This window comes from Yoonia litorea, assembly GCF_900114675.1.
Classification (GTDB): Bacteria; Pseudomonadota; Alphaproteobacteria; order Rhodobacterales; family Rhodobacteraceae; genus Yoonia; species Yoonia litorea.
Map to the genome: position 1 here is coordinate 17,623 of NZ_FOZM01000004.1, position 25,733 is coordinate 43,355.

Annotated in this window: 29 protein-coding genes, 1 tRNA gene and 1 pseudogene; 13 read left to right on the top strand and 18 right to left on the bottom strand. The window is 58.8% G+C overall.

Translation table 11 applies throughout. The features are described 5' to 3' along the window. Positions 1-2 precede the first annotated feature (2 nt). The 7 genes from rplA to BM316_RS15525 all read right to left on the bottom strand — a co-directional run bounded on the left by rplA (position 3) and on the right by BM316_RS15525 (position 4,443). Positions 3-704, bottom strand: a complete 702-nt coding sequence (rplA, locus tag BM316_RS15495; RefSeq protein ID WP_090210472.1) for a 50S ribosomal protein L1 — start codon at positions 702-704, stop codon at positions 3-5. Beyond that, on the bottom strand, positions 704-1,129 hold the full coding sequence (rplK, locus tag BM316_RS15500; RefSeq protein ID WP_090210474.1) for a 50S ribosomal protein L11: 426 nt from the start codon (positions 1,127-1,129) through the stop codon (positions 704-706). The genes rplA and rplK overlap by 1 nt, the downstream gene beginning before the upstream one ends. A 274-nt stretch (positions 1,130-1,403) precedes the next feature. Continuing rightward, positions 1,404-2,234: a polysaccharide lyase family 20 protein gene (locus tag BM316_RS15505; protein WP_131802598.1), complete on the bottom strand. Its 831-nt coding sequence runs from the start codon at positions 2,232-2,234 to the stop codon at positions 1,404-1,406. A gap of 196 nt (positions 2,235-2,430) precedes the next feature. Further along, the gene (gene nusG, locus BM316_RS15510; RefSeq protein WP_090210477.1) at positions 2,431-2,961 is read right to left on the bottom strand and encodes a transcription termination/antitermination protein NusG; all 531 of its coding nucleotides are present in this window, start codon (positions 2,959-2,961) and stop codon (positions 2,431-2,433) included. A gap of 187 nt (positions 2,962-3,148) precedes the next feature. Continuing rightward, positions 3,149-3,349 carry a preprotein translocase subunit SecE gene (gene secE / locus BM316_RS15515; RefSeq protein ID WP_090210479.1) on the bottom strand — a complete coding sequence of 67 codons (201 nt, stop codon included), beginning with the start codon at positions 3,347-3,349 and terminating at the stop codon, positions 3,149-3,151. An 80-nt stretch (positions 3,350-3,429) separates the two neighbouring features. Next, complete coding sequence (locus BM316_RS15520) at positions 3,430-4,326, bottom strand: hypothetical protein (protein WP_090210481.1); 897 nt, start codon at positions 4,324-4,326, stop codon at positions 3,430-3,432. Between the two features lie 41 nt (positions 4,327-4,367). Then, positions 4,368-4,443, bottom strand: a tRNA-Trp gene (locus BM316_RS15525). A 123-nt stretch (positions 4,444-4,566) separates the two neighbouring features. On the opposite strand from BM316_RS15525, the gene BM316_RS15530 reads away from it, so the two are divergent. Beyond that, positions 4,567-5,262, top strand: a complete 696-nt coding sequence (locus BM316_RS15530) for a lysophospholipid acyltransferase family protein (RefSeq protein ID WP_090210483.1) — start codon at positions 4,567-4,569, stop codon at positions 5,260-5,262. 118 nt (positions 5,263-5,380) lie between these two features. Continuing rightward, positions 5,381-6,214 (top strand): mechanosensitive ion channel family protein, encoded by an 834-nt coding sequence (locus BM316_RS15535; RefSeq protein ID WP_090210628.1) that lies wholly within the window; start codon positions 5,381-5,383, stop codon positions 6,212-6,214. Here BM316_RS15535 and BM316_RS15540 read toward each other — a convergent pair whose 3' ends face one another. Together BM316_RS15540 and BM316_RS15545 are read right to left on the bottom strand one after the other, a co-directional pair. After that, entirely contained in the window at positions 6,215-6,730 is a 516-nt protein-coding gene (locus BM316_RS15540) for a GNAT family N-acetyltransferase (RefSeq protein WP_090210485.1), read from the bottom strand. It abuts the gene before it with no gap. A gap of 60 nt (positions 6,731-6,790) precedes the next feature. Further along, positions 6,791-7,282 (bottom strand): peroxiredoxin, encoded by a 492-nt coding sequence (locus BM316_RS15545; RefSeq protein ID WP_090210487.1) that lies wholly within the window; start codon positions 7,280-7,282, stop codon positions 6,791-6,793. 86 nt (positions 7,283-7,368) lie between these two features. On the opposite strand from BM316_RS15545, the gene BM316_RS15550 reads away from it, so the two are divergent. The 3 genes from BM316_RS15550 to BM316_RS15560 are packed head-to-tail and all read left to right on the top strand — an operon-like array spanning position 7,369 to position 9,356. After that, the gene (locus BM316_RS15550) at positions 7,369-8,580 is read left to right on the top strand and encodes an NAD(P)/FAD-dependent oxidoreductase (protein WP_090210489.1); all 1,212 of its coding nucleotides are present in this window, start codon (positions 7,369-7,371) and stop codon (positions 8,578-8,580) included. Next, a complete protein-coding gene (gene rsmD / locus BM316_RS15555) occupies positions 8,577-9,134 on the top strand; it encodes a 16S rRNA (guanine(966)-N(2))-methyltransferase RsmD (protein ID WP_090210491.1) in 558 nt (185 codons plus the stop codon). The genes BM316_RS15550 and rsmD overlap by 4 nt, the downstream gene beginning before the upstream one ends. A 36-nt stretch (positions 9,135-9,170) precedes the next feature. After that, positions 9,171-9,356 carry a hypothetical protein gene (locus BM316_RS15560; protein ID WP_090210493.1) on the top strand — a complete coding sequence of 62 codons (186 nt, stop codon included), beginning with the start codon at positions 9,171-9,173 and terminating at the stop codon, positions 9,354-9,356. Here the strand turns inward: BM316_RS15560 and BM316_RS15565 are convergent. From BM316_RS15565 to BM316_RS15590, 6 genes are all read right to left on the bottom strand, one after another. Beyond that, positions 9,353-10,210, bottom strand: a complete 858-nt coding sequence (locus BM316_RS15565) for a 4-(cytidine 5'-diphospho)-2-C-methyl-D-erythritol kinase (protein ID WP_242649933.1) — start codon at positions 10,208-10,210, stop codon at positions 9,353-9,355. The genes BM316_RS15560 and BM316_RS15565 overlap by 4 nt on opposite strands. After that, a complete protein-coding gene (locus BM316_RS15570; protein ID WP_242649934.1) occupies positions 10,197-11,894 on the bottom strand; it encodes a tetratricopeptide repeat protein in 1,698 nt (565 codons plus the stop codon). The genes BM316_RS15565 and BM316_RS15570 overlap by 14 nt, the downstream gene beginning before the upstream one ends. Positions 11,895-12,156: 262 nt before the next feature. After that, positions 12,157-12,663: a hypothetical protein gene (locus BM316_RS15575; protein ID WP_090210498.1), complete on the bottom strand. Its 507-nt coding sequence runs from the start codon at positions 12,661-12,663 to the stop codon at positions 12,157-12,159. After that, entirely contained in the window at positions 12,660-13,901 is a 1,242-nt protein-coding gene (locus tag BM316_RS15580; RefSeq protein WP_207493730.1) for a bifunctional folylpolyglutamate synthase/dihydrofolate synthase, read from the bottom strand. Before BM316_RS15580 ends, BM316_RS15575 begins: the two co-directional genes overlap by 4 nt. 29 nt (positions 13,902-13,930) lie before the next feature. Further along, positions 13,931-14,869, bottom strand: coding sequence for an acetyl-CoA carboxylase, carboxyltransferase subunit beta (gene accD, locus BM316_RS15585; protein ID WP_090210502.1), 939 nt, complete (start codon positions 14,867-14,869; stop codon positions 13,931-13,933). Positions 14,870-14,927: 58 nt separating this feature from the next. Next, positions 14,928-15,836: a CPBP family intramembrane glutamic endopeptidase gene (locus tag BM316_RS15590; protein WP_090210504.1), complete on the bottom strand. Its 909-nt coding sequence runs from the start codon at positions 15,834-15,836 to the stop codon at positions 14,928-14,930. Positions 15,837-15,971: 135 nt separating this feature from the next. On the opposite strand from BM316_RS15590, the gene ilvD reads away from it, so the two are divergent. The 6 genes and pseudogenes from ilvD (at position 15,972) to BM316_RS15620 (ending at position 20,206) form a co-directional block, all read left to right on the top strand. Further along, complete coding sequence (gene ilvD, locus BM316_RS15595; RefSeq protein ID WP_090210506.1) at positions 15,972-17,705, top strand: dihydroxy-acid dehydratase; 1,734 nt, start codon at positions 15,972-15,974, stop codon at positions 17,703-17,705. Positions 17,706-17,709: 4 nt separating this feature from the next. Beyond that, on the top strand, positions 17,710-18,300 hold the full coding sequence (locus tag BM316_RS15600; RefSeq protein ID WP_090210508.1) for a hypothetical protein: 591 nt from the start codon (positions 17,710-17,712) through the stop codon (positions 18,298-18,300). A gap of 64 nt (positions 18,301-18,364) precedes the next feature. Then, entirely contained in the window at positions 18,365-19,135 is a 771-nt protein-coding gene (locus BM316_RS15605) for a DUF6478 family protein (RefSeq protein WP_090210510.1), read from the top strand. Between the two features lie 10 nt (positions 19,136-19,145). Then, positions 19,146-19,496, top strand: coding sequence for a hypothetical protein (locus tag BM316_RS15610; protein ID WP_090210512.1), 351 nt, complete (start codon positions 19,146-19,148; stop codon positions 19,494-19,496). A 95-nt stretch (positions 19,497-19,591) separates the two neighbouring features. Beyond that, a pseudogene (locus BM316_RS15615) lies at positions 19,592-19,687 on the top strand (fasciclin domain-containing protein); the annotation flags it as partial. A 114-nt stretch (positions 19,688-19,801) separates the two neighbouring features. After that, on the top strand, positions 19,802-20,206 hold the full coding sequence (locus tag BM316_RS15620; RefSeq protein ID WP_090210514.1) for an ACT domain-containing protein: 405 nt from the start codon (positions 19,802-19,804) through the stop codon (positions 20,204-20,206). On the opposite strand, the gene BM316_RS15625 is transcribed toward BM316_RS15620, so the two are convergent. The 3 genes from BM316_RS15625 to BM316_RS15635 are packed head-to-tail and all read right to left on the bottom strand — an operon-like array spanning position 20,203 to position 22,430. Further along, positions 20,203-20,607 carry a VOC family protein gene (locus BM316_RS15625; protein ID WP_090210516.1) on the bottom strand — a complete coding sequence of 135 codons (405 nt, stop codon included), beginning with the start codon at positions 20,605-20,607 and terminating at the stop codon, positions 20,203-20,205. The genes BM316_RS15620 and BM316_RS15625 overlap by 4 nt on opposite strands. Next, positions 20,608-21,450, bottom strand: a complete 843-nt coding sequence (locus BM316_RS15630) for a sugar phosphate isomerase/epimerase family protein (protein ID WP_242649935.1) — start codon at positions 21,448-21,450, stop codon at positions 20,608-20,610. Further along, positions 21,447-22,430 (bottom strand): fatty acid desaturase, encoded by a 984-nt coding sequence (locus BM316_RS15635; protein ID WP_090210632.1) that lies wholly within the window; start codon positions 22,428-22,430, stop codon positions 21,447-21,449. Before BM316_RS15635 ends, BM316_RS15630 begins: the two co-directional genes overlap by 4 nt. A gap of 207 nt (positions 22,431-22,637) precedes the next feature. Here BM316_RS15635 and BM316_RS15640 point away from each other — a divergent pair, with 207 nt between their 5' ends. Both BM316_RS15640 and BM316_RS15645 read left to right on the top strand, forming a co-directional pair. Further along, on the top strand, positions 22,638-24,662 hold the full coding sequence (locus tag BM316_RS15640) for an NADPH-dependent 2,4-dienoyl-CoA reductase (RefSeq protein WP_090210521.1): 2,025 nt from the start codon (positions 22,638-22,640) through the stop codon (positions 24,660-24,662). Positions 24,663-24,817: 155 nt separating this feature from the next. Continuing rightward, positions 24,818-25,723, top strand: coding sequence for a LysR family transcriptional regulator (locus tag BM316_RS15645; protein ID WP_090210523.1), 906 nt, complete (start codon positions 24,818-24,820; stop codon positions 25,721-25,723). The last annotated feature ends 10 nt before the right edge of the window (positions 25,724-25,733 follow it).

Here is a 25,733-nt window from a genome sequence, read left to right on the forward strand (position 1 = left end):
GCTTAGTCGTTGCCTGTCGCGGACACGACATCAACGGTCACGCCTGGCCCCATTGTGGAACTGACGGCGATCTTTTTCATGTATGTGCCCTTTGCACCCGATGGCTTGGCCTTGCTGACCGCATCGACAAATGCCTTCATGTTGTCGGCAATCTGTTCCGCGCTGAATGACGCTTTGCCGATACCGGCATGGACGACCCCTGCCTTTTCAGCCTTGAACTGAACCTGTCCGCCTTTGGCCGCTTCAACAGCTTCCTTGACGTCCATGGTCACGGTGCCAACGCGCGGGTTTGGCATCAGGTTGCGTGGACCCAGGACCTTACCCAGACGACCGACGATGGCCATCATATCGGGTGTCGCGATGCAACGGTCGAAGTCAATCGTGCCACCTTGGATGGTTTCCATCAGGTCTTCAGCGCCAACGATGTCTGCACCAGCAGCCTTGGCTTCTTCGGCCTTCTCGCCACGTGCAAATACAGCAACGCGGACAGTCTTGCCGGTGCCGTGTGGCAGTGTGACGGTGCCACGGACCATCTGGTCTGCGTGACGTGGGTCAACACCGAGCTGCATTGCGATCTCGATGGATTCATCGAATTTCGCGGTCGCGTTCTCTTTGACCAGAGATGCGGCTTCATCAACAGAAACGTTGTGCTTGCCTTCAAAAGCGGCGCGAGCGGCCGCTGTGCGCTTACCAAGTTTCGCCATTACTTCACCTCGATGCCCATAGAACGGGCGGAGCCCATGATGATCTGCATTGCGCCTTCGATGTCGTTGGCGTTGAGGTCCTTCATCTTGGCTTCAGCGATCTCGCGGACCTGCTTGCCTGTGATGGAGCCTGCGACGGCTTTACCAGGTGTCTGGCTGCCGGACTTCAGTTTGGCCGCTTTCTTGATGTAGTAAGACGCAGGTGGCGTCTTGATTTCCATCGAGAACGACTTGTCCTGATAGTAGGTGATGACAGTCGGGCATGGTGCGCCCTTTTCCATGTCTTCTGTCTTGGCGTTGAAAGCCTTACAGAATTCCATGATGTTGATACCGCGCTGACCCAACGCAGGACCGACGGGTGGGGAAGGGTTTGCGGAACCTGCAGGAACCTGCAGCTTGAGCGTACCCACTACTTTCTTGGCCATGGGGCCTCTCCTTTTTCCAACGCCTTCAGGTCGCGACCGTCAGGCTTTGATGTTGTGTGGTCCGGCCGGTCACGCGCGCGCGCCAAAGCCTCCCACGAGGGATCACCCCACGGGGGCGGGGTGACAAAGGCGGCGTTTAGGGGTGAATCGCGGTGATGGCAAGGGGGTTGTCGGCAAGACGCCTCAAACTGGACTGGTTCCCAACCACGCAGATCCTAGCCGTTCGACACCCGCATGCTTTGACTGACAAGCAGAACTCGCTCTCGCCTGAGAATTATCGCTGGATTTCCACGGACCCGCGTGTGTCACCCCGACGTACGTTGTCATAAATGGCCCATTGTCGCGGCACCGGATTTCCTGTGTTGCCGGTATAGCGAGAAACAAAAGACCGGTAGATACCAAATCGAAATGTCACCTCGTCTCGATTGTTGTAAACGACACGCCCTCTGTGTGATGCGATCAGCCGTCCATCGACATAGAAATCAAGAAACCCATCTGAATCTGCACTCCAATTTGAGTGCACCATAAAATCAATCCATCGACCACGCGCCGCCGCAAGCGAAATGAAGGGCTTGTCGATCATATAGGTTGCCTCGCCGTTGGCAGCACAGAGTTTGTTGTAGAAAAACAAGCCACGGCTTTCGATTCCTATGCCGGCCACTTCACAGCCCTGGGGTTCCTGTTTGAACTGTCCAAGGGTAGTATTCGTTGGGCGGATGAACGGGAAATCGTCAGCCAAACGAAGCGACCAAGCATACCAATGTTCATCACGAGGTCTGGAGCCGGACCTGTCTACACGTTCGACACGTTCCCGGTCTTCACGGCAATCGTTTCCTCCGCAGTCTCCTGGTCTGACGTCGAAAAGAAATGCTCTTTGGCCCTCGCGCAACAAAGCTGGAGGTCCAGAGATTATATTGAATCCATGTGCTGTTTGTGCCGCGCGCGTATGGGCATCAAAGCGCCCGAATGTGCCACTGTCGTCTGGCGAGAGCGACTGAGCAGAAGCTAAAAAGGGATGAAATGCAAATGAAAGCGACAATATGACGGCAGCTAACAACCTCATGCGAAATACCTTCAGAAAATGTTTGATGTATAACTGTCCCAATGCACGATGGGACCATACGTATCCGTAGCACGTCAAGAGCGACGATCAGAAAAACTAAGCACCGCCAGCGTTCAACCAGACCCATCGTGAGCCGACCCCCTCCAGTGCTCTCCAAACGAAGACTGATGGCCAACACTTCCTCGAAAAAAAAGGGGACCACTCGGCCCCCTTCCCGTTCCATCGCTGATCCCAAGCCTTACTGCTTGGTCACCTGCGTATATTCCAGCTCGACCGGGGTTGCGCGGCCGAAGATCGAGACCGTCACCTTCAGGCGCTGGTTTTCTTCGTCCACCTCTTCGACCAGACCGTCGAAATCCTCGAACGGACCATCGTTGACTTTGACCTTCTCGCCAATCTCGAAGTTGATGAGCGTGCGAGGCGCCTCTTCACCTTCCTGCACGCGGCCAAGGATCGCCTGCACCTCTGCATCGCGCATTGGCATCGGGCGGCCTTGCGGACCAAGGAAGCCTGTGACGCGGTTGATGGAGTTGATCAGGTGATAGCCCTCGTCGGACATTTCCATGTGGACAAGCACGTAGCCCGGCATGAAGCGGCGCTCGGCGGTGACCTTTTTGTTGCGGCGGATTTCGATGACTTCTTCTGTCGGCACCAGCACTTCATCGATCTGGTCGTCAAGACCTTGGTCTGCCGCCTTCTGACGGATCGCTTCCGCGATCTTCTTCTCGAAGTTCGAGAGAACACTTACCGAATACCAGCGTTTGGCCATCTGTCAGAGCACCTTGTCATCATCTGCCCTTGCGGGCGCGTTGTCATTGCATCAGCGCGATTGCGCGAGTCCCGAAAATAAAAGCGGCGTGCAACTCGATTCGCCGCACGCCATTTCCGGATAACTTGGTGAGGCTCATACCGCTGCAAATCTCTCTTTTCAAGAGGGCGCAACCGCTATGGCGGTGTCAGCCGCCGAAGTAGCTCAAGACACCGTTGAGGCCGGTCCGCAGCAGCAGATCAATCAGAAAGAAAAAGATCGCAGTCAGCGTGGCCATGATGAAAACCATGATGGTCGTCATCACTGTCTCACGGCGGGTCGGCCAGACGACTTTCGCCACCTCAGCGCGGACTTCCTGAATGAACTTAACGGGGTTGGCCATTGCCATCTCTTTTCGTCCTTGATCTCAACAGGCGCGACATACGGAGTCTGGCCAGTGAATTCAAGCCTGACTGCACGGCCAGTTCATCAACTCTTTTCAGGCTGCAAAAGTGTGACGCCCGGCATCTGGGCAATTTGCGCGACTTGCTGGCGGTATATCGCATCGCTGATGGCGTGCTCTTCGGCATCAAAGGCATCGAACGGCGGATAGCCGTCAAGAACTGACAGAAGGGCGCGCGCGTCCTTTGCCACCGCACGCATGTCCTCGGCCCCTTCGCGATGCAGGATTTCCGCAACGGCCGAGGCCGAAAGACCCGGATTGATCTGGCGCGCGACTGTGGGGACATGGCGCGCCGGACCTTCACCCAAAAGCCCGGCGGTGATCCGTGGAAAGACGGCGTTGTAATCCTCGTACTTCCAGACCGTCACCGCACCCACGCCAGGGGCTTGCCTGATGCGATCCACAAGATCAACCCAGTCAACGCCGGACAGCGGATTGCGCCGCAGGTAGACACCAAGTGGCCGGACATCACCGGCCAGCAACATCTGGCAGTAGGCGGAGTTCAGAAACCCGGTCGGTCGCCTGATGGCGAGAAAGACCTCGATTTCATGCCCTGTCGCCGCAGCGAGTTGCGACAATCGAGTCCCGGCGGCCTTGTAGCGCTTGCGCAGGCCGAGCCCTTTGGCGCTGTTGAGCGGACCGATGAAGTTTTCCTCGCTCAGGACCAGGCGGGATGCGCCCTTGGCAAGACGTGTGAGCTGATCCCGCGGGTCTCTGTCGGTGGTTTGTGGTCCCTTGCCGGACTGAAAACCAAACAGTGCCGGGATCGTGCGCCCCGGCATCCTGAAGTTTTCGGGCCCGTAAAACCGCACGCCATCATCAGCCAAAGGCGCGATGGCCCGTTTGATCGTTTTTTGCAGATGTGTCGTTGCGGTTTTGTGTGCACCGACATGAAACGCAATCGTCATCGGCTGGCGTGTCATGGGGGCAATGATCCTTTGGCACAGTGCCATGTGATCCGGTCTGGCAGGGGCACCAGGACTTGAACCCGGGACCTACGGTTTTGGAGACCGCCGCTCTACCAACTGAGCTATACCCCTACGACCGGATGTCGGGTTAGTCGGGAATCACAGCAGGATCAAGAGGGAAGGTGCATGACACTTCCTGTTCTGACCAAGAAATGTAACAACAGCGGCCATTGAGCAGAGGGCCACAGAGCTTTGATGAAATCCGTGCGTCGCAGATTGGAAAAGTCAGAGAGACTGGCCGCCGGAGTGGCAGGGCTGGCTGGCAGATATCTGGCGTTTTGTGACCGAACAACCAAATGGCAGACCACGGGTCTCGATACGCTAAAAGATGCGCTCTCAAGCGGTCCCGTTATTCTGGTGATGTGGCACGAGCGGTCGATTATGGGCGCATTGCATTGGCCTGTGGCCGCTGGTCCGCTTTCGAGCCTTTATGCCAACAGTCCGATAGGGCGGGTTTCCGGTGCGCTGCAACGCTCTGTTGGTTTGCAACCGATGCAGATGTCCGACAAGACGTCGAATGTTGTCGCCTCGCGCCAGATCCTCAAACGCGTCAAAGACGGTGTCAGCATCGGCCTGACGGGTGACGGGCCACTTGGCCCGGCCTTGGTGCTGAAAGATGCGCCGCTTGAGTGGGCGCGGGTAACAGGTGTTCCGGTCTTTACCTATGCATTTGCCACGTCCCGTTTTCGCAGGCTTGATGCCTGGGACAAAATGATCGTGCCCAAACCTTTTGGCCTTGGCGCCATCGTCTTTCGACGCTTCGAGACAACTGTTCCGCGTCGCATGGACGAGGCAAGTCGCGAAGAGGTCCGCAGCAAGCTTTCAACGTTTCTGACAGAAACCAATGAAATTGCCGATCAGCACGTCAGTCAGTTGCTCAAGAACCCCTGACAAAAAATCACAGACAGAGACACCAAAACCGTCTGCAACTTGACGACGGTGCAGGCTCATGGCCTAAGCGCGCCAATTGTAACGTGTTACCGTGTCGGAGGACGCCTTGGAAACCTTGATGACAACCGAAATCTGGAATGGTCAGACGTTGGCCGATTTCCTGACGATTGAATTTCTGGCCTCTGCCGTCGGCAGTGTTGTCGGTGCCATCTTTATCCTGATCATCGGCTTTATGGTCGGCAGTTGGGTGCGCAACCGCATCACCAGCATCGGCGGGCGCCATGCGCATCTCGATGTGACCCTCTTCAACTTTCTGGGCAATATCGCGCGTTACGTCGTTGTCGGTTTTGCCTTTCTCTTTGTTCTCAACACCTTTGGGGTGCAGACGACATCAGTTGTCGCTGTCATCGGTGCAGCGGGTCTGGCGATTGGTCTGGCCTTGCAGGGGACATTGTCGAATGTTGCGGCTGGCGTGATGATTGTCTTCTTCAGACCGATCAAAATCGGCGATTTTGTCCAGATCAGCGGCGAGATGGGGACGGTAAAGGATATCACCCTCAATTACACCGAATTGGCCGACTTGAGTAACGTCCAGATCATCATCCCCAACAGTCAGGTCTGGGGCAATACGATCATCAACTATTCGGTCTACAACACCCGCCGCGTCGAATGGATATTCGGCGTCAGCTACGGGGCGGACCTGAAACTTGCCGAAGAGACGATCCGCGAAGCGATCATGGCAGACCCCCGCGCGAAATCCGACCCAGAGCCTTTCATTCAGGTCAACACCCTGGGCGACTTCTCTGTCGATTTTCTTGTGCGCGTATGGTGTGACAGCGCCGACTTCTTTGCTTTCAAAACGGACATGACCCGCAAGGTCAAAGAAGCATTGGATGCCAAGGGTATCGATATTCCGTTCCCGACACGAACCGTTCTGCAGGCCGGGAATTAGTCACGGCGTGGACTGGCGCATTGCTTCAAGGCGATGCGCCAGCATGGGCACGATCCTGCCCCAAGCCGTGTCCTGCGGCTGTCCTGAAATCGCAAAGCCTGCCTTTTCATAAGCACGGATCGCACTGGCATTGTCAGGGTGCGGGTCTGTTGCCACGACCGGTGCACCGGCCTCAAACAAACTGTGGACACGCTGGGCGATGAAGGCCGGTCCGTGACCTTTGCCGATCATGTCTGAGGGACCGATAAACTGGTCAATCCCGCGTGAGCCATGTGGCAAACCCGCGAAATGGTGATCATCCCAGCCATGCACCGTATAGTCTTGCATATAGGCAAACGGGCGATCATCCAGACTGACGATCATCATCGTGACACGCGGCTCGGCGAGGTCTTCTTGCGAGTAGCTCTCGCCCTCGCCCCACCATCGCGCCACATGTGCCGCTTTGCGCCAGTCTGCCAGTAAGAGCAAATCGGCTGGCGTGGCTTGTCTGAACGAATATTTGGGCGGGCGGGTCATGACCCGCCCAGACTAGCAGCAAACGCGCGGCGCAAAACCCTTGCGTCTGCGCGCGGCATGTCAGCCCATCTGGGACACAAGCGTCTGCCCTGCAGAAATCTCACACTGTCCGCCCGGAGGTTCAGGGTTGAAGATCGTGACCTTGCCGTCCTCAACCAGCATCGAATAGCGCTGCGACCGGTCAAAGAAGCCAAGGTCCGGCACAGTGAACGTCAGGCCCAGCGCCTTGGAGAAGCTGCTGTCAGCATCGCCCAACATCGTGATGCCTGCGTCGCTGGCACCTGTCGCATCGCCCCAGGCTTTCATCACGAAAGGATCATTCACGGACACGCAGATGACTTCATCCACACCTTTGGCTTTCAGATCGTCCATCGCGGCGATGAAGCTTGGAAGATGCGCGGCCGTGCAAGTGCGCGTGTAGGCCCCCGGCAGGCCGAAAATGACGACCTTGCGGCCTTTCAGCTTGGGGCCAAGATCGACTGATCCCGGGCCTTCGTCGCCAAAGACCAGAAATGTCGCTTCCGGCAATGTATCCCCTACCGCGATTGTCATAAATGTTGCTCCTGTTCGCATTGCGCCTGTGGTTTTGGCAGATGTAGTGTGCACCACGCCAAACGCCAAAAGGAAAGTGCATTACCATGACCCATGTCGTTGTGATCGGGGCCGGCCAAGCGGGCGCGTCCTGCGTGGCCAAGCTGCGGGCCGAAGGGTTTGACGGGCAGATCACCCTGATCGGGGCCGAGCCTGTGCCGCCATACCAGCGCCCGCCGCTGTCAAAGGCCTACCTTCTGGGAGACATGGCCGAGGAACGACTCTATCTGCGACCCGAAGCCTTCTATGCAGAGCATGACATCACGCTGCGGCTGAACACCCGGGTTTTCGAAATCGCCCGCGGCGAAAAGGCCATCGTCCTGTCAGGTGGCGAAATCCTCAATTACGACGAGCTGGTGCTGACGACCGGTTCCTACCCACGCAGCCTGCCAAACAATATCGGTGGCAATCTGAAGGGCGTCTTCACCGTCCGCGATCTGGCCGATGCCGACGCGATGGCACCAGCCTTCACGGCTGGCAAGCGGCTACTGGTGATTGGTGGTGGCTACATCGGGCTGGAGGCAGCTGCCGTCGCCACCAAGCTGGGCCTGCAAGTCGCCGTGGTGGAAATGGCAGACCGCATCCTGCAACGTGTCGCGGCGCCAGAAACCTCTGACTATTTTCGCGAACTGCATAGATCACATGGCGTCGACATCCGCGAAGGTGTGGGGCTGGTGCGCCTCACAGGCGAAGACCATGTCGCTGGCGCTGAACTGACCGATGGGACAAGGCTGGACATCGACTTTGCCGTTGTTGGCGTCGGCATCATTCCCGCAACAGGTCTGGCCGATATGGTAGGGCTATCTGGCGACAACGGCATCATCACTGACGACTATGGTCGCACCTCTGACCCTCACATCTGGGCGGCAGGGGATTGCGCAACCTGTAACTTCGAGGGCCAGACCATCCGACTGGAAAGCGTCGGCAACGCCATTGATCAGGCCGAAGTCGTAGCCGTGAATATCGCTGGCGGCGAACAACCTTACGTGCCCAAACCGTGGTTCTGGTCTGATCAATACGACTGCAAGCTGCAGATTGCGGGGCTGAACCTTGGTTACACCGACGTTTATGTCCGCAAGGGTGACGGCGATGTTGTCTCGCATTGGTATTACAACAAAGATCGCCTGATCGCGGTTGATGCGATGAATGATGCGCGCAACTACATGATCGGCAAGCGGCTGATCGAAGCCGGCAAATCGCCAGCGCCCGCGCTGATCACTGATCCGGCCACTGACATGAAGGGGCTGTTGAAAGGGTGAGGATCATTGGCGGCACGCATCGCGGCACGGCGCTGACGCCGGTAGGCAAAGGCGACACTGGCGCACATCTGCGCCCGACGACCGATCGCGTGCGTGAAAGCCTGTTCAATGTGCTGATGGGGGGCCGCTTTGGCGACCCGATTACGAAAGTCCGCGTGCTGGACCTATTTGCAGGCACAGGGGCGCTCGGTTTGGAGGCGCTTTCGCGCGGGGCATCACATGTCACTTTTGTTGACAGCGGTCGAATGGCGCAAAAGCTGATCCGCGCCAATATCGCCAAACTCAGACGCGAGGCGGATACGCAACTGATCGCCACAGATGCGACACGTCTGCCAGAGGGTGAAGGATGCAACCTGATCTTTCTCGACCCGCCCTACGGAAAAGGTCTGGGGGCCAAGGCGTTGGAGGCAGCGAAAGCCAAAGGCTGGATCGCTGCCGAGGCGCTGATCGTCTGGGAAGAATCCGCCGCCCAGATCGCCCCCGCCGGTTTCACCACCCTCGACCAGCGCCGCTATGGCGAGACGTGGATCACCTTCCTGCGCCATAGCGCCTGATTTGCGCGTGCAGGGCCACCTTGCTAGATTGCGCACATGACCGATGCGACCGACATTTCCTTGGTGCCACATGTCCGGCGCGAACCAGCCGAGACTGTGCCGTTGCCCCGGCCGGTGCCTTTCGGTGCGCCGGTGTTGATCTCGGACTGTGTGAATCCGCTCGCCGGTGAGACGTTGCTCAGTCTTTTGTGGAAACGAATGGCGGCGTCTGACGAGGGCTAAAGCATCCTGGCCGCTTCTACCCACCAATCCGGATGTGCGGACCTGATCTGGCTGGCCGCGTCCTGCGCCTGCGAGAGCGTGGCGAAGGCACCAAAACACGTGGCCCCCGACCCTGACATGGCCGCCAGTGCTGCACCGTCCTGCATCTGCAGAACATCAATGACCTGTCCGATCACAGGGGCAATGCCGATTGCAGGTGTCTGAAGGTCGTTGCGCTGCCGCGACAGCCAATTGACGAACTTCGGAAAATCGAGCGCCTCCGGCACACCCGTCATTGGTTCGCCGGTCTTGGTTGCCAGCCCCTGAAAGACAGGGCCGGTCGGCACGGCGACAGGCGGACGCACAAGCACAAGTGCAACCTCCGGCAACGGCGGAACAGACGAAAGAACCTCGCCAATGCCACGCATCCGTTGCGGTTTCGGTCCTGCCGCACAAACCGGCACGTCAGCCCCAAGTTCAAGGACGCGCGGATCGTCTGCTTTCAGCGGGTCAACCTGCCACAGATCAGCCAGAAGCGACAACGTCGCCGCAGCATCCGATGAGCCGCTGCCAATACCTGCCGCATGCGGCAGGTTCTTTTCCAGATGCAGGCGCGCACCCTGCGACACGCCTCTGGCCTCAGCCAGCACCTGCGCCGCGCGCAAAATCAGGTTGCTTTGATCGGTCGGCACGCCCGCTCCGAAGGGGCCGTCCACCGTCAGCGTCAGATCATCCGCCGCTTCGACGGTGATCACGTCACCCACATCAGCAAAGACCACAAGACTATCCAGCAGATGATAGCCATCTGCACGCTGCCCTGTCACATGAAGGGTGAGATTGACCTTGGCTGGCGCGGCGATCCTAGCTGTCGTCACGTGCGACCTGCAGCGGCTCAGCACCTTCTTCTTCCAGAACAGCGTCCAGCCCGCGATCAAGCTTGGCGCGGATGCGCGTTGCATCCTCCTCGCTGGGCGAAAACGACAAGGCGCGTTGCCACTGGAAGCGTGCTTCGATTTCGCGCCCGACCGCCCAGAAAGCATCGCCAAGGTGGTCGTTGATCACCGCATCCACAGGCTCAAGAGAGGCCGCGTGTTCTAGATGCACGACGGCTTCGTCATAGCGGCCCAACTGGAAATAGACCCAGCCAAGACTGTCGATGATGGCACCGTGATCAGGACGGGCAGCAGCGGCGGTCTCGATCATATCGAGGGCCTCTGACAGCTTCTCGCCGCGCTCGACCAGCGAGTATCCCAGATAGTTCAGGACCTGCGGCTGCTCTGGCCGCAAGGCGAGGGCCGAGCGGAAATCGGCTTCGGCCCCGGTCCAGTCGTCCAGCCTGTGCCGCGTGATCGCGCGCGTGTAGTAGACAAACCACTTGGACCGGTCGAGGTTATCATAAAGATCAAGCGCGCGGGTGTAGGCGCGGTCGGCCTCAGCATAGCGTTCCGCCATACGCAGCGTGTCACCTTTGGTGGCGTGCACTTCCGGCAGAGCCGGATAAAGGCGCGTCAGCCCTTCAAGCACTTCCACAGCGGCCTCTTCGCGGCCTGCAGCGCGCAAAGCCTCAGCCCGGCCAAGCTCGGCTGCGTGATAAGAGGGATCATCCGGCGAAACCGCGCTATAGGCCGCGTTTGCAAGGTCGTAGTTCTCCAGCTCTTCAAGCAAACGGGCCGTCATCAACTGGGCCGTCGCGTTCTGTGGCCAGAGGTGGTTGGCGGCACGTGTGTAGAGCAACGTAAAGTTTGCAGGGGCATCGGCCTGCACAAGACCTGCGATCACATGCGCCAGATCACCCATCGCCTCTGCCGGGGTCCGTACAGCACTGTAAGCCACCGCCTCACCGTCCGAGAGCGCATCGCGCAGGGCAATCAGACCCGGATCAAGCTGCGTGCCAAAGACCGCAGAGATCAGTTCCAGCGCCTCGGTATTCTGGCCCAACTGGCTCATGATCTGGGCGTGGGCAATCGCGCTCTGGCGGCTATACCGCATTCCGCCATGACCGTTGTTGGTGAATAGCCGCTGCGCCCCTTCGAAATCGCCAAAGGCCGCAAGGGCGTAAGCTTTGTGGGTCAAACCATAAACGCCCATCCCTTCGCCCTGAATGACGGCGTCAAACGCATCCATGGCAGCACTTGTGTCACCTGCACCCACCAGCGCCCATGCTGCAGAAAGCTGATCAACCAACGGGCCGATCTGCTGGCCTGCTTCGAGCGCGTTCAGCACCTCGTTCCAGCGTCCCGCCGCGAAATCATCAGTGCGCAAGATCAGATGCGTTACAGGGTTGCCCACGCCGGCGTCAGCCATGGTCCGCGCCACAGGCACCGCGCGTGCAAAGTCGCCTTGCGCCACATAGGCGCGTTGCAAGCGATCCAGCAGGTCGGCATTGGTCGGGTCCTGCACCAGACCATCCGCGAAATAGCGGGCGGCGGTGCCGAAATCATGCGCGGTCTCTGCCTGCTTTCCTGCAAGATAGGCACCGGTATCAACCTCAGCCACCGCTGGTGCTGATGCCACTGCAAGCGCAGTCAGAGTGAGAATTGTTGTAACGTATTTCCGCACGGGCCTACCTGCTCTGGACAAAGTCTTTAGGCAACCTAGGCAGACCTTTTTCCCAGATGCAAATCACGACATCCCAGAGGCGGCAAAATGTTGCGGGTGGTGTGGCGTTAGCGCAATCACAAACACAAGAAGACAGGCCATAAGACCCGCCAACTCGCCCTGCCAAGACTGCCCGTCCGCGCCTGTTTTTTATGGCGCTTCGCGTTGAGAAGGAAACTACGCGAAGGAATGATTCGCCGTCAAGAGACTGATTCGCGAATCGTTAGCTCAAAGGGCTGTAAAGTCGGCATTCGGGGTCCACCGGCACTGTGCTGACAAGAAATGGCGTCTCTGGCGGCATCCCGCTTTCCTCGATCCATTCGCCATTCAGACAAAAGTCCTGTGCATAGTTGCCAAGGTTGAAACCAAAGCCCGGGTCACCGCAGTCATCAGCCATCCCCCCCGCGTTCCATGCCTGACTGACACCCACGCCTAGTTCGTCGGGCGTGAAAAAAGCCAGCCGCTCAGGATCAAAGGTCAGAAACCACGGGTCGTCGGGCGCACGCGTCGCTTGATCCCATTTGCCAATCAGAATGCCGTCCTTGTATCCGGCAATCCGGAATGCGCTGACGTCGTCTTCGGTCACAAGTGGCAGATCCAGCGCGCCTTGTTGCAGCGTCATCTGACCCGTCATGGTGTAGCCGTTCTCACCTTCCCAGCAGAAATAGAACGCAGCCGCATCGGCTTTTGTCGCAGTCAGCGCAAGGAGAAATGCGAAAGCCCTTGTCATGCCGCATTCTCGCGCATGACGTGCCCTGCCAGATAAAGCGAGCCGCAAATCAGGATGCGTGCCGCCGGATCCTTGGCCGTGATGGATTTGATCGCGTCCCTCACGTTCTCGGCCACGGTTGCAGGAAGATCGACTGCTGCCGCCGCTTCCGCGGTGCGCGCGGCCGGGATCGTGTTGGCCTCACCGGGGATGGACACTGCCGTCAGTGAGGCGGCCACCGTGCCAAGCGGGCGCAGATAGCCTGCAATATCCTTGGTGTTCAGCATCCCGCAGATCAGATGTGTGGGGCGCGGCGGCTGCTGGCGCAGTGTCTCGGCCAAAGCAATACCTGCGGCGGGATTATGCCCTCCATCCAGCCAAAGCTCGGCGGGCTTGGCCAGCTCAACCAATTTGCCTTGCGTGAGCCGTTCCATCCGTGCAGGCCAATAGGCCTGCGTCACAGCCGCCTCGCAGGCAGCTTCGCTTTTGCCAAGCACGCGGAGTGCCGCGATTGCCGCGCCAGCATTCATGATCTGATGCGGCCCCGGCAGGTTCGGCATCGGCAAGTCCAGCAAACCGCGCTCGTCTTGATAGACCAGCCGCCCGTTTTCGGTTCCGACATGCCAATGCTGCCCAAAGGCGATCACCGGTGCACCGGCCCGTGCGGCCACGCTTTCGATCACCTCCAGACCATCCTCGTGTTGTGGCCCGACCACGCAAGGCACGCCCCGCTTGATGATCCCGGCCTTTTCACCCGCAATTTTCGCGATGGTGTCACCCAGAAACTGCTGATGATCCATATCGACAGGCGTGATGATCGTGACCTCCGGCTTGGCAATCACGTTTGTCGCGTCAAGCCTGCCGCCAAGCCCAACCTCAAGCAGGGCGTAGTCGGCAGGTGTTTCAGCAAACGCCAGCAAGGCCGCGACAGTGGTAATTTCGAAATAGGTGATCGGATCGCTGCCATTTGCCTGATAGCAGCGGTCAAGCACCTCGGTCAGCGCCTCTTCACTGATCAGGGTGCCAGCCAGACGGATACGCTCATGAAACCGCGCCAGATGCGGTGAGGTATAGGCATGGACCGCAGCGCCGTCGGCTTCCAGACCGGCACGGATCATGGCTTGGGTGGACCCTTTGCCGTTAGTGCCTGCGATATGGATGACAGGTGGCAGACGATCCTGCGGGTTGCCCACGGCATCAAGCAAGCGCCAGACACGGTCAAGCGTCAGATCAATGACCTTGGGGTGCAAGGCCATCATCCGGTCAAGGATCACGTCAGAGGATGATGTCACTTTTCCGCGTCCGCCGCAGCGATCATTTCAGCCGGATCAGGCATCTTGTCATCTTCGGGCTTCGGCAAGTCGCCTTTGACAGGCGCAGGCTCTTTCATCAGCATCCGCACGATTGTGACCAGCTCTTCTTTCAGGTCGGTCCGCTTCGTCACGCGGTCCAGCATTCCGTGATCAAGCAGATACTCGGCCCGCTGGAACCCTTCCGGAAGCTTTTCGCCGATCGTCTGTTCGATGACCCGCGCCCCGGCAAAACCAATCAGCGCGTTAGGCTCGGCGATCTGCACGTCGCCAAGCATCGCGTAAGACGCCGTGACCCCGCCGGTCGTCGGGTGGGTCAGGACAACGATGTAGGGCAGGCCCGCCTCTTTCAGCATCTGCACGGCAATCGTGGTGCGCGGCATCTGCATCAGACCCAGAATGCCCTCTTGCATCCGCGCGCCACCTGCAGCGGAAAACAGGATCAAAGGGCGCTTAGTCTCAACCGCACGCTGGGCCGCGGCGACAATGGCATTGCCGACATACATCGACATCGAACCACCCATGAAGGAAAAGTCCTGCACCGCAACAACAACGCCGGTCCGGCCCATCTCACCTTCAGCGACAAGCATCGCGTCTTTTTCGCCGGTTTTCTTACGCGCTTCCTTGATCCGGTCGGTATAGCGTTTCTGGTCGCGGAAATGCAGCGGGTCGGCCACTGGCTCTGGCACGTCAACCTCGACAAAAACGCCGCCATCAAAGATCGACGCAAGACGCGCCCGCGCACCGATCGGCATGTGATGTTCGCAGTTGGTGCAGACATTCAGGTTCTCTGCCAATTCGCGGTGAAACAGCATCGTGCCGCAGTCGTCGCACTTGGTCCAAAGATTGTCAGGCACCTCGCGGCGCGAAAACAGCGAGTTGATCTTGGGTCGGACGTAATTGGTGATCCAGTTCATCGGCGCGCCTTTATGACTTCTTGTCGATTGAGATATGCCGCTCGCAAACGAATTGCAATCAACAGCGCAAGGTGATCCTCGCGGCCAGCCACATGATATAGGTGGTCAACGCCAGAACGATTGCCTCGAAGATGACCCAGGGTTCCAGCAAGGTTTCGACACCGCCGCTGTAAAGCGCCGGATCTTGGTAGGGATAAAGAAAGAGTGCGACACCCGAGGTCGGCCACCCCGCAATATGCACAATCAGCAGGGCGAAGGCATTATTGGCCATATGCAAACCGATGGCGGCCCCGATATTTCCCGTCCGTGCGGTCAGATCAGCACAAGCCATGCCTAATCCCGTCGCCCAAACCGCCCAGACGATCCCCTCTGCAGCGCCTTCGCCATTCCAGAAATGGAGACTGCCAAACATGACGGACGGCACCACCATCCACGCCCAACGACTGCGCGACAGGCAGGCAAACTGCTGCTGCAGATAGCCTCTGAAAAACAGCTCCTCGGTGCCCACCTGCACCAAAAGCACCGCAAGTGTGACAGGGATCAGTGCCAGCCAAACACCGAAGTTGCGAAACACCTCGATCTGGTCGGGATCAATGCGCGGTGGCAGAAGCTCAATCAGGATAAGCCAGAAGCTTACCCCCACGAACACCCGCACAAGGTCCTGCTTTGCCTGCGCGTAAGCGCCGATCAGACTGGCAAACCCGCGTCCATGCAGCAAACGCAACAACACCAGAAAACCCGCAAGCGTAATCCCGAAGGACAAGAACTGGGTCAACGTGCCAAAGGCCGTGATGCCGTCGTAGAATTCATCGCGCAGACGCTCGCTTGGCAAGAGCGTTGCGAAAACAACCGGCGACAGCATGAAGACCGCCTCAAAAGCAAGGATCATCACAATGATGCGCCACAGCTCCGTGGCCCCGCGTGCCGGGCGCACAAAGGCGTCATGTGCTGCGTAGTCGTCTTTCATCCCGGACCCTATTCACGTCGTCTCGGCCACTGCAACCACCGTGGTGTCGCATCAGGTGAATGCGTACTGGGGCTTGCGCCTTGCCAGCCCTCTAATTAGACCCTTTTCAACAGTTTTCCCGGAGGAGTGCTTCAAATGTCCCAAGGTAAGGTCGACAAATCCCGCCTGCCCAGCCGCCACGTGACCGAAGGTCCGGCCCGTGCACCGCATCGGTCGTATTTTTATGCGATGGGCCTGGACGAAAAAGCCATTCACCAGCCTTGGGTTGGCGTTGCCACCTGCTGGAACGAAGCGGCCCCTTGTAACATCTCGCTCAACCGGCAGGCGCAGGCTGTCAAACTCGGTGTCAAAAAGGGCAACGGCACTCCGCGTGAATTCACCACGATCACCGTCACCGACGGGATCGCCATGGGCCACGAGGGGATGCGGTCCTCGCTCGCCTCTCGCGAGGCGATTGCTGATACAGTCGAACTGACCATGCGCGGCCACTGCTATGACGCAATCGTCGGGCTTGCAGGCTGCGACAAATCCCTGCCGGGCATGATGATGGCAATGGTCCGTCTGAACACCCCGTCCGTGTTCATCTACGGCGGCTCGATCCTGCCAGGACGTCTTCAGGGCAAGGACGTCACGGTTCAGGACGTGTTCGAGGCTGTCGGCAAGCATCAGGCAGGCAATATGTCCGATGCCGAACTCGAAGTGCTTGAACGCGTCGCCTGTCCTTCCGCCGGTGCCTGCGGCGGTCAGTTTACCGCCAACACAATGGCCTGCGTGTCAGAGGCCATCGGTCTTGCGCTGATGAACTCCTCAGGTGCACCCGCCCCGTACGAGTCGCGCGACCAGTACGGCGTGGCCTCCGGCGAGGCGGTGATGAACCTGATCGAGAAGAACATCCGCGCCCGCGACATCGTCACACGCAAATCGCTTGAAAACGCAGCGCGCATCGTGGCCTGCACGGGCGGCTCCACCAACGCCGGTCTGCACCTGCCCGCCATCGCCCACGAGGCTGGCATCGACTTTGACCTGATGGATGTCTGCGACATCTTCCGCGACACGCCTTACTTCGTGGACCTGAAGCCCGGCGGCCAATACGTCGCCAAGGATCTTTACGAGGCGGGCGGCGTGCCAATCGTAATGAAGGAACTGCGCAAGGCCGGTCTGATCCACGAGGATTGCATGACCGCCTCAGGGCGCAGCATCGGCGAAGAACTCGACATGATCCGTGGCGAAGCTGACGGCAAAGTCGTCTACCCTGTCGAAACCCCGATCACGCCAACTGGCGGTGTTGTCGGCCTGAAAGGCAACCTCGCCCCTGAAGGGGCTATCGTGAAGGTCGCAGGCATGAGCGCCGAAGAACAGGAATTCACCGGCCCTGCCCGCGTGTTCGAATGTGAAGAAGACGCCTTTGAGGCCGTAAAGGCCCGTCAGTATGAAGAAGGCGAAGTCATCGTCATCCGCAACGAAGGTCCCGCTGGCGGCCCCGGTATGCGCGAGATGCTGGCAACCACCGCCGCCCTCTCCGGTCAGGGAATGGGCAAGAAGGTGGCGCTGATCACTGATGGACGCTTCTCTGGCGCGACACGCGGCTTCTGCGTCGGTCACGTCGGCCCTGAGGCTGCGCATGGCGGACCAATCGGAATGCTGCAAAACGGTGACATGATCACGATCAACGCCAAGACAGGCGAGTTGTCCGTCGATCTTTCCGATGAGGACCTGCAAGCCCGCAAGGATAGCTGGAAAGGTCCACGCAAGACGATCTATGCCTCCGGCGCGCTCTACAAATATGCGCAACTGGTCGGCGGCGCACGTCTCGGCGCTGTGACACATCCTGGTGCCAAAGGCGAAGAACACATCTACATGGATCTCTGATCGGATGTTTCACCGTCTCATCGGCTTTCTCAGCCTGACGATGCTGACAGCCTGCACGTTGGCCGCTCCTGAGCGGTCAACGACCTTGGCCGATGGTGAGATCTTTCTGCAGGCGCCTGCAGGTTACTGTGTTGATATGGTCGCAAGCCGCCCATCCCGTGATTTTGCCGTGCTGGCCCCATGCAATGTGATGGGCGTTGTGACCGATGCACCTGATGTCGTGGGGCTTGTCACCGTGCAGGCCGGAGCGGCCGACAGCGGCGCGATCGCACTGGATGAAATCGCGCTGCGTGATTTCCTGATTACAGATACCGGCAACGCGCTTCTCAGCCAGACCGGCAATGCTGCAAGCATCAATGTGCTTTCAACACAGGCCTTCAGTGATCAGGTGATGGTCCACTTCGCCGACAACGGCCCGCCGCCTGTTGCAGGCCTTCAGAACGAAGAATGGCGGGCGTTTCGCAGTGTCGGCGGACGACTGGTCACCGTAGGTGTCAGAGGCGCATCAGCAGCCCCGCTGCAGGATGGCCCTGGCGCGAGCCTTCTGAAACTGGTGCTGGCAGGTGTCAGAAGCACTGAGACACCAGACAGCTAGGCGAAGGCTTCTCAATCGGTCACTGGCCTGACAGACTGCTTTCGGGTTACACGCAAGGTTCAAAATGCTCTTTCCACCACACGGAATGATTGGACGTTTCTTGCAGCGCCGCTCGGTTGCGCGGTGGCGCGCGGCGACCCGTGATGCCGAAACAACCCGGCTTACCGATCTGGAACAACAGGTCGCCATGGCAAAACAGACATCGCGGCGCATCCGCGATTTCCGCGCAGCCGCATCATCGCGCCTCTCGGCACCGCGCAGAGGGCAGAAAAATTTCCCGACACCGACCGGCACAGACTGGCAATGGCGGCCCAAACCCTGGGCCTTTGAATGCCGTGATCTCAGCCTTGCTCCGGCGCGCGCCAAGGACAGCATCACAAACGAACTGGTCATCTTTCATGATTGCCCTCTGGGCGAAGTGAGCCTGACGCAATCGCCAAATATGCGTAATATTGATCTTTCTGCGCATATTATAGCCCTTGAGGTATTCCATTTTGCGGGAAGTTACCTCTCCTTGGTGATCGAGATTCCGGCATCCTCTTGTGAGGGCCTCAAGAAATCGCACCTGATCAGACTTCAAACGACGATCGAACGCGAACGTCCGACGCCAATCTACGCGCGGCTTAATATCAAGCACGGCCCCAATACCGAACAGATCCTTCTGACCCTCCCCGACGACGACGAGGCAATGGTGGAGTTTGATCTGGCCTACTCGCAACTCATCGCAGAACGCGCTGAACGGATGTGGATCGATCTGATGATCGGCGCACCCGCGATGAACAAAATACTGGTGCGCGACCTGACACTGTCGCGGTATCCACGCGCCGAAATCTGAGGTTCCCACGATGAAGATCATCAACGCATCCCTGCGCGAAGGCATCTGGACAGCAGAGCTTGTTGAAGGCAACGGCGACGGCATCAAGGTGCTCTACCAGGGTGAAGAGGTGACCGGTGTCGACATCAGCCCCGCCTCTGATCCTGAAACCCGGACGATCCGTGTGCCCATTCCGCCCAGCGCAATCAGCGATGGCGTCCAGACTTTTGTGGTCAAGACAGCCTCGGGCGAGGAGATCACAAGTTTCAGTATTCTGGCCGGTGATGTGCTGGCCCATGATCTGCGCGCAGAGGTTGATCTGCTCAGGGCGGAACTTGATCTGCTCAAGAAAGCCTTCCGTCGGCATTGCGCAGAAGGTTAGCCCTCCGCGTCACCGATCAGATCACGCGTTTCAGCAGCCTCAACTTATTGTCATTCCTTCATCTGCCGCAATGCGACCGCCGTAACGACAGCGTCAACGGTCTCATGGTCAATGACGCCACTGTCACCACCAGTGATATCATCGCATCTAATGGTGTGATCCACGTGATTGACACAGTCCTGCTTGCGTAAGGATCAGACAGGCCCCGCGGCGATCCTCCCCTCTCTCCTCTTGTCGCGGGGCCACACTTTACGAACCGATATGCATCAGCCATCTTTGAGGTGCTGTTCTGGGCGGAGGCGTGAATGTCGGGCGAACATGATCTTGATGTGCTGTTCAGGACCCTGACAGCCAAACTGCACCCTGAAACCTATGTTTTCGCGACGCTGAAAGACGGGAGTATCCCGCCGGCGATCACGCCGCGTCTGGTTTTTGTCGAGGACGAGGGCACCACGCTTATCTGCGCCCGTGATCAGGCCGAGGCGGCAGGCATCGCCTTCACGTTTCCCTGCCGGATGATCACCTGCAACGTGCATTCGGCTTTGGAGGCTGTCGGTTTCATCGCCCATATCGCCACGCGCCTTGCTGCCGCAGGCATGGGCGTGAACCCGGTTGCGGGATACTTCCACGATCACCTGTTCATCCCCGAAGGGCGCGAGGATGACGCGCTGGCCGTCCTCGAACAGATTGCGGAAGAGGCGAAAGCCTAGTCGTCGCGCCCCGGCTCGTCGGGATTGCTGGAAAAGAGCGCGATCTTGTTGCCCTGCGGATCGCGCAGATAGCCCACATAAAAGCGCGGGCCGTAGTCTGCCCGAAACCCCGGTTGCCCCTCATCAGATCCACCTGCCGCGACCGCCGCCGCATGCAAACCACGCACCTGCGCTTGGCTCTGCGCCTCGAACGCCACCATATTGCCATTCCCGGCGCTCGCGGGCTGACCATTGAATGGGCGCTTCACATAGAAATCGGGAGATGCCGGAGCACTGGCCGGGATGTAACTCAGGTCACCATGATAGCGTTCAAAGCTGTAGCCCAGCGCGGGCAGGAAAGCAGAATAGAACCGCTCCGCCGCCTCCATGTCGTCGGCACCGACGGTGATATAGGCGATCATCTAGGCATCACCCCCCAAGTCCTCCCAAATCTCCTCGACCCAAGCTTTGATCACCTGCGCCTCTTCCCAGCGGTTCGACATCTCGCGCCCGTCGGGGCCTGTCATCGCATATTCCGGCGGCCCCAACTCGCAGACAAAAATGCAATCCCCCGACGCATTCCGCGCCCGCCAGTCGGCCAGCCCCTCGCGCCACCAGCCCTTGAACAGCTCGACCCATTTCTGATGCTGAGGGAAATCCAGTTGCAGCTGGATCTGCTGGCGCGACGCCACACGGCCCTGAAAACTGTCCGAGCGCTGCAGGATGCGGCTGATCAGGCCAAGGTCATGCTCTGACAGCGGAAACCAGAACTCGCGATCCACCACATAATGCGACAGGTCCGCGCAAATCCGCATGTCCGGGATGCGGTCGAGCAATTGCAGCGTCGTATAAAGATCATTGGTGATGCAGTTGCGGTGCGTCTCGAACTGCACCGGCACACCGATGCGCTCGGCCATGGCCATCCAGGTTTCAATCACCGGCACCATGTCGTCCAAGGCAATCGGCATCACCTGCCCGATCACATCGACGAACGGCGCGCCAAAATCGGCCGCCATATGCAGCGTGTCCTCAAGGCTCTCAATCGTTTTGGGAAACGCCACGATCAGTGGCGTCAGCCCATTCGCCTGCATATGCGGGCGGACGGCGTGGGCCGTCGCCACATCAGAGGCACCCAGATCAATCGCCATGCCGTCGAACCCGGCGCTCGCCACCATTTCACAGACCTGATCATAAGGCAGCTTCACGCCCGTCTGATCATGGGGCTGCATCGCCCAAAGCGAGGTGTAGACCTGTAGCCGCCTCACTCGGCTGGCATCCGCACTGTGCGACCACCGGAACGCGGGATGACCCAGACCTCATCCATCGGGTACTGGCTTTCATCCTTGGCCATGAGCTTCCCGATCACCTCGATCTGGAATTCGATCCAGCCCATGCGATGCACCTCGCCCGCCTTGTCCTCGATCTTGTCGTTGAGTTCCTTCAGCTTCCAGAAGGGCACCGCAGGAAACGTATGATGCGCGGTGTGATAGGGCATCTGCCAGCACAGCCAGTTCTGGAAGGCATTGGCGCGGGTCGAGCGGGTGTTTTCCATGATGTCGTTCTCATGGCTGAGACCCAGATGTTCGATCGTGTTCTGCAACTGATGAACAGGCTTGGTCAGGATCATCGGAAGCAACCAAAAGGTCACCGCAAACCACGACCCTGCAATAACCGAAGCGAATGCGATCAGCGCATAGCCTGCCAGATGCAACCGGCTTTCGAGAATGACCTTGGCCTCTTCTTCCTTGCGGATGAACGGCTCGATGATCACGCCGGACGCGCGCCGCACGACACCGAACACACGGTTGCGCCAATAGGTGATGCCGGTCAGCCAGAGAAGATAGGTCCGTATCGTGTAGGGCTCGCGGACCAACTCGCCGTCACGCTCCCAGTTCTGCGTGTACTGGTGATGGGCAAAATGCATGATCTGGTCAAAGTCGCGCGGGAAAATCTGGATAAAGCCGATGATGCGGCCAAAGACCTCGTTCAGCTTGCGGGTCTTGAAGACAGTGGCGTGCGACAGCTCATGCTGTGCCGCATAGAGAAAGTTCAAGAGCACACCCAGCGCCGCACCTGTCACCCAGACCCAACCCGTCCCCATCGCCTGCCAGTGCAAGAGCCCCACCAAAAGGATCGCACCAAGATGGCTGCCCATCTGGATCGCGCCCCTCAGATCAGAACGGGCCGAGAGGTCTTTCAACTCGACAGGCGTCAGCAGCTTGCGGCGGGAAAAACTGGCTTCCATGGTGATCTCCTTGCCGCAAAACCTTAGCCGGAAGCTGGCGCGACGCAAACAAATCCCGTGCAGATGATCTGTATGCACAGCCTGTGTACAGGTTGTGTACAGCCAGTGTACGTCTGGTGCATACCAAATGGGCAGCTTTCTGACGCGACGTTCAGGGGTGACGCGCACGTCAACTTTGGCCATTGTCACGTCAAACCGGAGGACCCCATGACCGATTATCCCCACCTTCTTGCGCCACTTGATCTGGGCTTTACGACGCTGAAGAACCGCGTGCTCATGGGGTCAATGCACACCGGTCTGGAAGAAACGAAAGACTGGAACCGCGTGGCTGAATTCTACGCCGAACGCGCACGCGGCGAGGTTGGTCTGATGGTCACCGGCGGCATGGCGCCCAACGCCGAAGGCGGCGTCTTTCCTGGCGCTGCTGGCCTCTTCAATGATCAGGATATTGCCAACCACAAGATCGTCACGACCCGCGTCCACGACGCTGGCGGCAAGATCGCCATGCAGATCCTGCACGCAGGCCGCTATGCCTATTCGCCCAAGTGCGTGGCCCCCTCTGCCATCAAATCACCCATCTCTCCTTTCCCGCCAGCCGAGTTGGACGAGGACGGGATCGAGAAGCAGATTTCCGACATCGTCACCGCCGCCGCCCGTGCGCAGCAGGCGGGCTATGACGGGGTCGAGGTGATGGGCTCCGAAGGCTATTTCATCAACCAGTTCCTCGTCACCCACACCAACAAACGCACCGACCGTTGGGGTGGCTCATACGAGAACCGGATGCGCCTGCCGGTCGAGATCGTGCGCCGTGTGCGCGAGGCCGTTGGCCCTGATTTCATTGTGATTTACCGCCTTTCGATGATTGATCTGGTGCCGAATGGCTCGACCTGGGACGAGGTCGTGCAACTGGCCAAAGCCGTTGAGGCCGCAGGGGCTACAATCCTCAACACCGGTATCGGCTGGCACGAGGCGCGTATCCCCACCATCGCCACCTCGGTCCCCCGCCGCGCCTTTACGTGGGTCACCAAAAAGCTGATGGGCGAGGTCGGCATCCCTGTCATCACCTCCAACCGGATCAACACGCCAGAGGTGGGCGAAACGGTTCTGGCTGATGGCTGTGCCGATATGGTCAGCATGGCGCGTCCCTTCCTTGCCGACAGCCATTTTGTGGCCAAAGCGATGGCTGGCAAGTCTGCCACAATCGCGCCCTGCATTGCCTGCAATCAGGCGTGTCTGGATCACACGTTCAGTGGCAAGCTCTCCTCTTGCCTTGTGAACCCGCGCGCCTGCCACGAGACCGAAATCACGATCACGCCAACGCAAACACCCAAACGCATTGCCGTTGTAGGCGCGGGGCCTGCGGGCCTTTCTGCCGCCCTGACCGCTGCCGAGCGCGGGCACCACGTCACCCTTTTTGACAAGTCCGATGAAATCGGCGGCCAGCTCAACATGGCCAAACAGGTGCCCGGCAAAGAGGAATTCTGGGGGCTGGTCGATTACTACCGTACGATGGTGCAAGGCTCCGGTATTGATCTTCGTCTAGAAACAGAAGCAACAGCAGATCTGCTTGCCGATTACGACGACGTCATCATCGCGACAGGCGTCATCCCGCGCGATCCGCAGATCCCCGGTCAGGACGGGCCGAATGTCCTGTCTTACATAGATGTGCTGCGTGGCAAGGCTGAGGTCGGCAAACGCGTCGCCGTTGTGGGTGCGGGCGGCATCGGATTTGATGTGTCTGAATATCTGGTCACTGGCGAAAGCCCGACCGAAAACCTTGCGGAATGGCTGGAAGAGTGGGGCGTCGGTGATCCCTCCAACGTGCGTGGCGGCCTGCGCCCGGAAGGCCCACAGCCGGACGCGCCGATCCGCGAGGTGACGCTTTTACAGCGCAAAGCCGAGAAACTGGGCAGACGGCTTGGCAAAACAACAGGCTGGATTCACCGCGCAGGGCTCCAGATGAAAGACGTCAAGATGATTGGCGGCGTCAACTACGAGCGCATTGATGCAGACGGTCTGCACATCAGCTTTGGCGAGACCCGCGAAAAGCCGACCCTGATCGCGGCTGATACCATTGTGCTTTGCGCAGGGCAGCTTCCGCTGAGGGATTTGGCCGACGCCTTGGTATCAAACGGCAAGTCGGTGCATATCATCGGCGGTGCAGATGTTGCGGCAGAACTCGACGCCAAGCGCGCCATTGACCAAGGCACAAGACTGGCCGCAAGCCTCTAAATCATAGCAGAAATGACAGGCGCAGCCCGGCAGCGGGCTGTTTCCACTTGTTCATCAAACGGATTGTTACCCCCGTATTGTCAGGCATTTGTCCCATTCCTGCCTGATTTCAGTGCGACGAAAACAAAAGAAATTTTGTTTGTACGGATGTTTGCATGGACCGCCTGACCGAAATGGAAGCCTTCGCCACCGTTGTTGATCAAGGGGGGTTCACCGATGCAGCCAAGAAGATGGGCATTTCAAAGTCGGCCGTTTCCAAGCACGTTTCCTCACTTGAAGCACGCCTTGGCGCGCGCCTTCTGAACCGCACCACACGGCGCGTCAGCCCAACCGAGATCGGTCTCGCCTATTATGACCGCGCACGTCGCGTGCTCAATGACGCAGGCGAAGCTGATGCCTTGGTCTCTTCCATGCAATCGGCCCCTTCGGGACTACTTCGGATCAGCGTTGCAACCGACTTCGGCGTCAATCACATGTCACCGGTTCTGGGTGACTTCCTCAATGAGTTTCCAGAAATCACCGTCAACATGGTCTTGAACAACCGCTTTGTTGAGCTGATTTCCGAAGGCTTCGACATGGCAGTGCGCATTGGTGAGCTTGAGGACAACACCCTTCGCGCACGCAAGCTGACCGAAACGACCATCCGCATGATCGCAAGCCCTGCCTATTTCGAGCGCTACGGGCGCCCTGAAAAGATTGATGATCTCAACGAACACAAGTTGCTGCACTATTCCAATCAGGCCAACTCCGCGGTCTGGAAACTGACAGCGCCATCCGGTGAAAAACGGCAGGTGCGCACAGCAGGCTGGCTGACCGTGAATGACGGCCAGTCGTTGCTGAATGCCTGCATCAGCGGTCTTGGAATTGCATATCTGCCAAGCTTTCTTTTCGCCGAGGCCATGGAAAGCGGCCTTGTCGAGGACGTGATCCCCGACCTGCCAAAAGAAACCAAAGGCATCTACGCGGTTTATCCACCAGGCCGTTTCACCCAGCCAAAGGTCCGCGCCTTTATTGACTTCCTCGTTCACGCGTTCGCGGAAAAAGGCCCTGATCGCTGGTAGACCGGCTAGC

Bases quoted from the DNA above. Each gene is read 5' to 3' on its own strand.
- rplA (WP_090210472.1), bottom strand. From the start codon at position 704: ATGGCGAAACTTGGTAAGCGCACAGCGGCCGCTCGCGCCGCTTTTGAA.
- rplK (WP_090210474.1), bottom strand. From the start codon at position 1,129: ATGGCCAAGAAAGTAGTGGGTACGCTCAAGCTGCAGGTTCCTGCAGGT.
- nusG (WP_090210477.1), bottom strand. From the start codon at position 2,961: ATGGCCAAACGCTGGTATTCGGTAAGTGTTCTCTCGAACTTCGAGAAG.
- secE (WP_090210479.1), bottom strand. From the start codon at position 3,349: ATGGCAATGGCCAACCCCGTTAAGTTCATTCAGGAAGTCCGCGCTGAG.
- BM316_RS15520 (WP_090210481.1), bottom strand. From the start codon at position 4,326: ATGACACGCCAGCCGATGACGATTGCGTTTCATGTCGGTGCACACAAA.
- BM316_RS15530 (WP_090210483.1), top strand. From the start codon at position 4,567: ATGAAATCCGTGCGTCGCAGATTGGAAAAGTCAGAGAGACTGGCCGCC.
- BM316_RS15535 (WP_090210628.1), top strand. From the start codon at position 5,381: ATGACAACCGAAATCTGGAATGGTCAGACGTTGGCCGATTTCCTGACG.
- BM316_RS15540 (WP_090210485.1), bottom strand. From the start codon at position 6,730: ATGACCCGCCCGCCCAAATATTCGTTCAGACAAGCCACGCCAGCCGAT.
- BM316_RS15545 (WP_090210487.1), bottom strand. From the start codon at position 7,282: ATGACAATCGCGGTAGGGGATACATTGCCGGAAGCGACATTTCTGGTC.
- BM316_RS15550 (WP_090210489.1), top strand. From the start codon at position 7,369: ATGACCCATGTCGTTGTGATCGGGGCCGGCCAAGCGGGCGCGTCCTGC.
- BM316_RS15560 (WP_090210493.1), top strand. From the start codon at position 9,171: ATGACCGATGCGACCGACATTTCCTTGGTGCCACATGTCCGGCGCGAA.
- BM316_RS15575 (WP_090210498.1), bottom strand. From the start codon at position 12,663: ATGACAAGGGCTTTCGCATTTCTCCTTGCGCTGACTGCGACAAAAGCC.
- BM316_RS15580 (WP_207493730.1), bottom strand. From the start codon at position 13,901: ATGATGGCCTTGCACCCCAAGGTCATTGATCTGACGCTTGACCGTGTC.
- accD (WP_090210502.1), bottom strand. From the start codon at position 14,869: ATGAACTGGATCACCAATTACGTCCGACCCAAGATCAACTCGCTGTTT.
- BM316_RS15590 (WP_090210504.1), bottom strand. From the start codon at position 15,836: ATGAAAGACGACTACGCAGCACATGACGCCTTTGTGCGCCCGGCACGC.
- ilvD (WP_090210506.1), top strand. From the start codon at position 15,972: ATGTCCCAAGGTAAGGTCGACAAATCCCGCCTGCCCAGCCGCCACGTG.
- BM316_RS15600 (WP_090210508.1), top strand. From the start codon at position 17,710: ATGTTTCACCGTCTCATCGGCTTTCTCAGCCTGACGATGCTGACAGCC.
- BM316_RS15605 (WP_090210510.1), top strand. From the start codon at position 18,365: ATGCTCTTTCCACCACACGGAATGATTGGACGTTTCTTGCAGCGCCGC.
- BM316_RS15610 (WP_090210512.1), top strand. From the start codon at position 19,146: ATGAAGATCATCAACGCATCCCTGCGCGAAGGCATCTGGACAGCAGAG.
- BM316_RS15620 (WP_090210514.1), top strand. From the start codon at position 19,802: ATGTCGGGCGAACATGATCTTGATGTGCTGTTCAGGACCCTGACAGCC.
- BM316_RS15625 (WP_090210516.1), bottom strand. From the start codon at position 20,607: ATGATCGCCTATATCACCGTCGGTGCCGACGACATGGAGGCGGCGGAG.
- BM316_RS15635 (WP_090210632.1), bottom strand. From the start codon at position 22,430: ATGGAAGCCAGTTTTTCCCGCCGCAAGCTGCTGACGCCTGTCGAGTTG.
- BM316_RS15640 (WP_090210521.1), top strand. From the start codon at position 22,638: ATGACCGATTATCCCCACCTTCTTGCGCCACTTGATCTGGGCTTTACG.
- BM316_RS15645 (WP_090210523.1), top strand. From the start codon at position 24,818: ATGGACCGCCTGACCGAAATGGAAGCCTTCGCCACCGTTGTTGATCAA.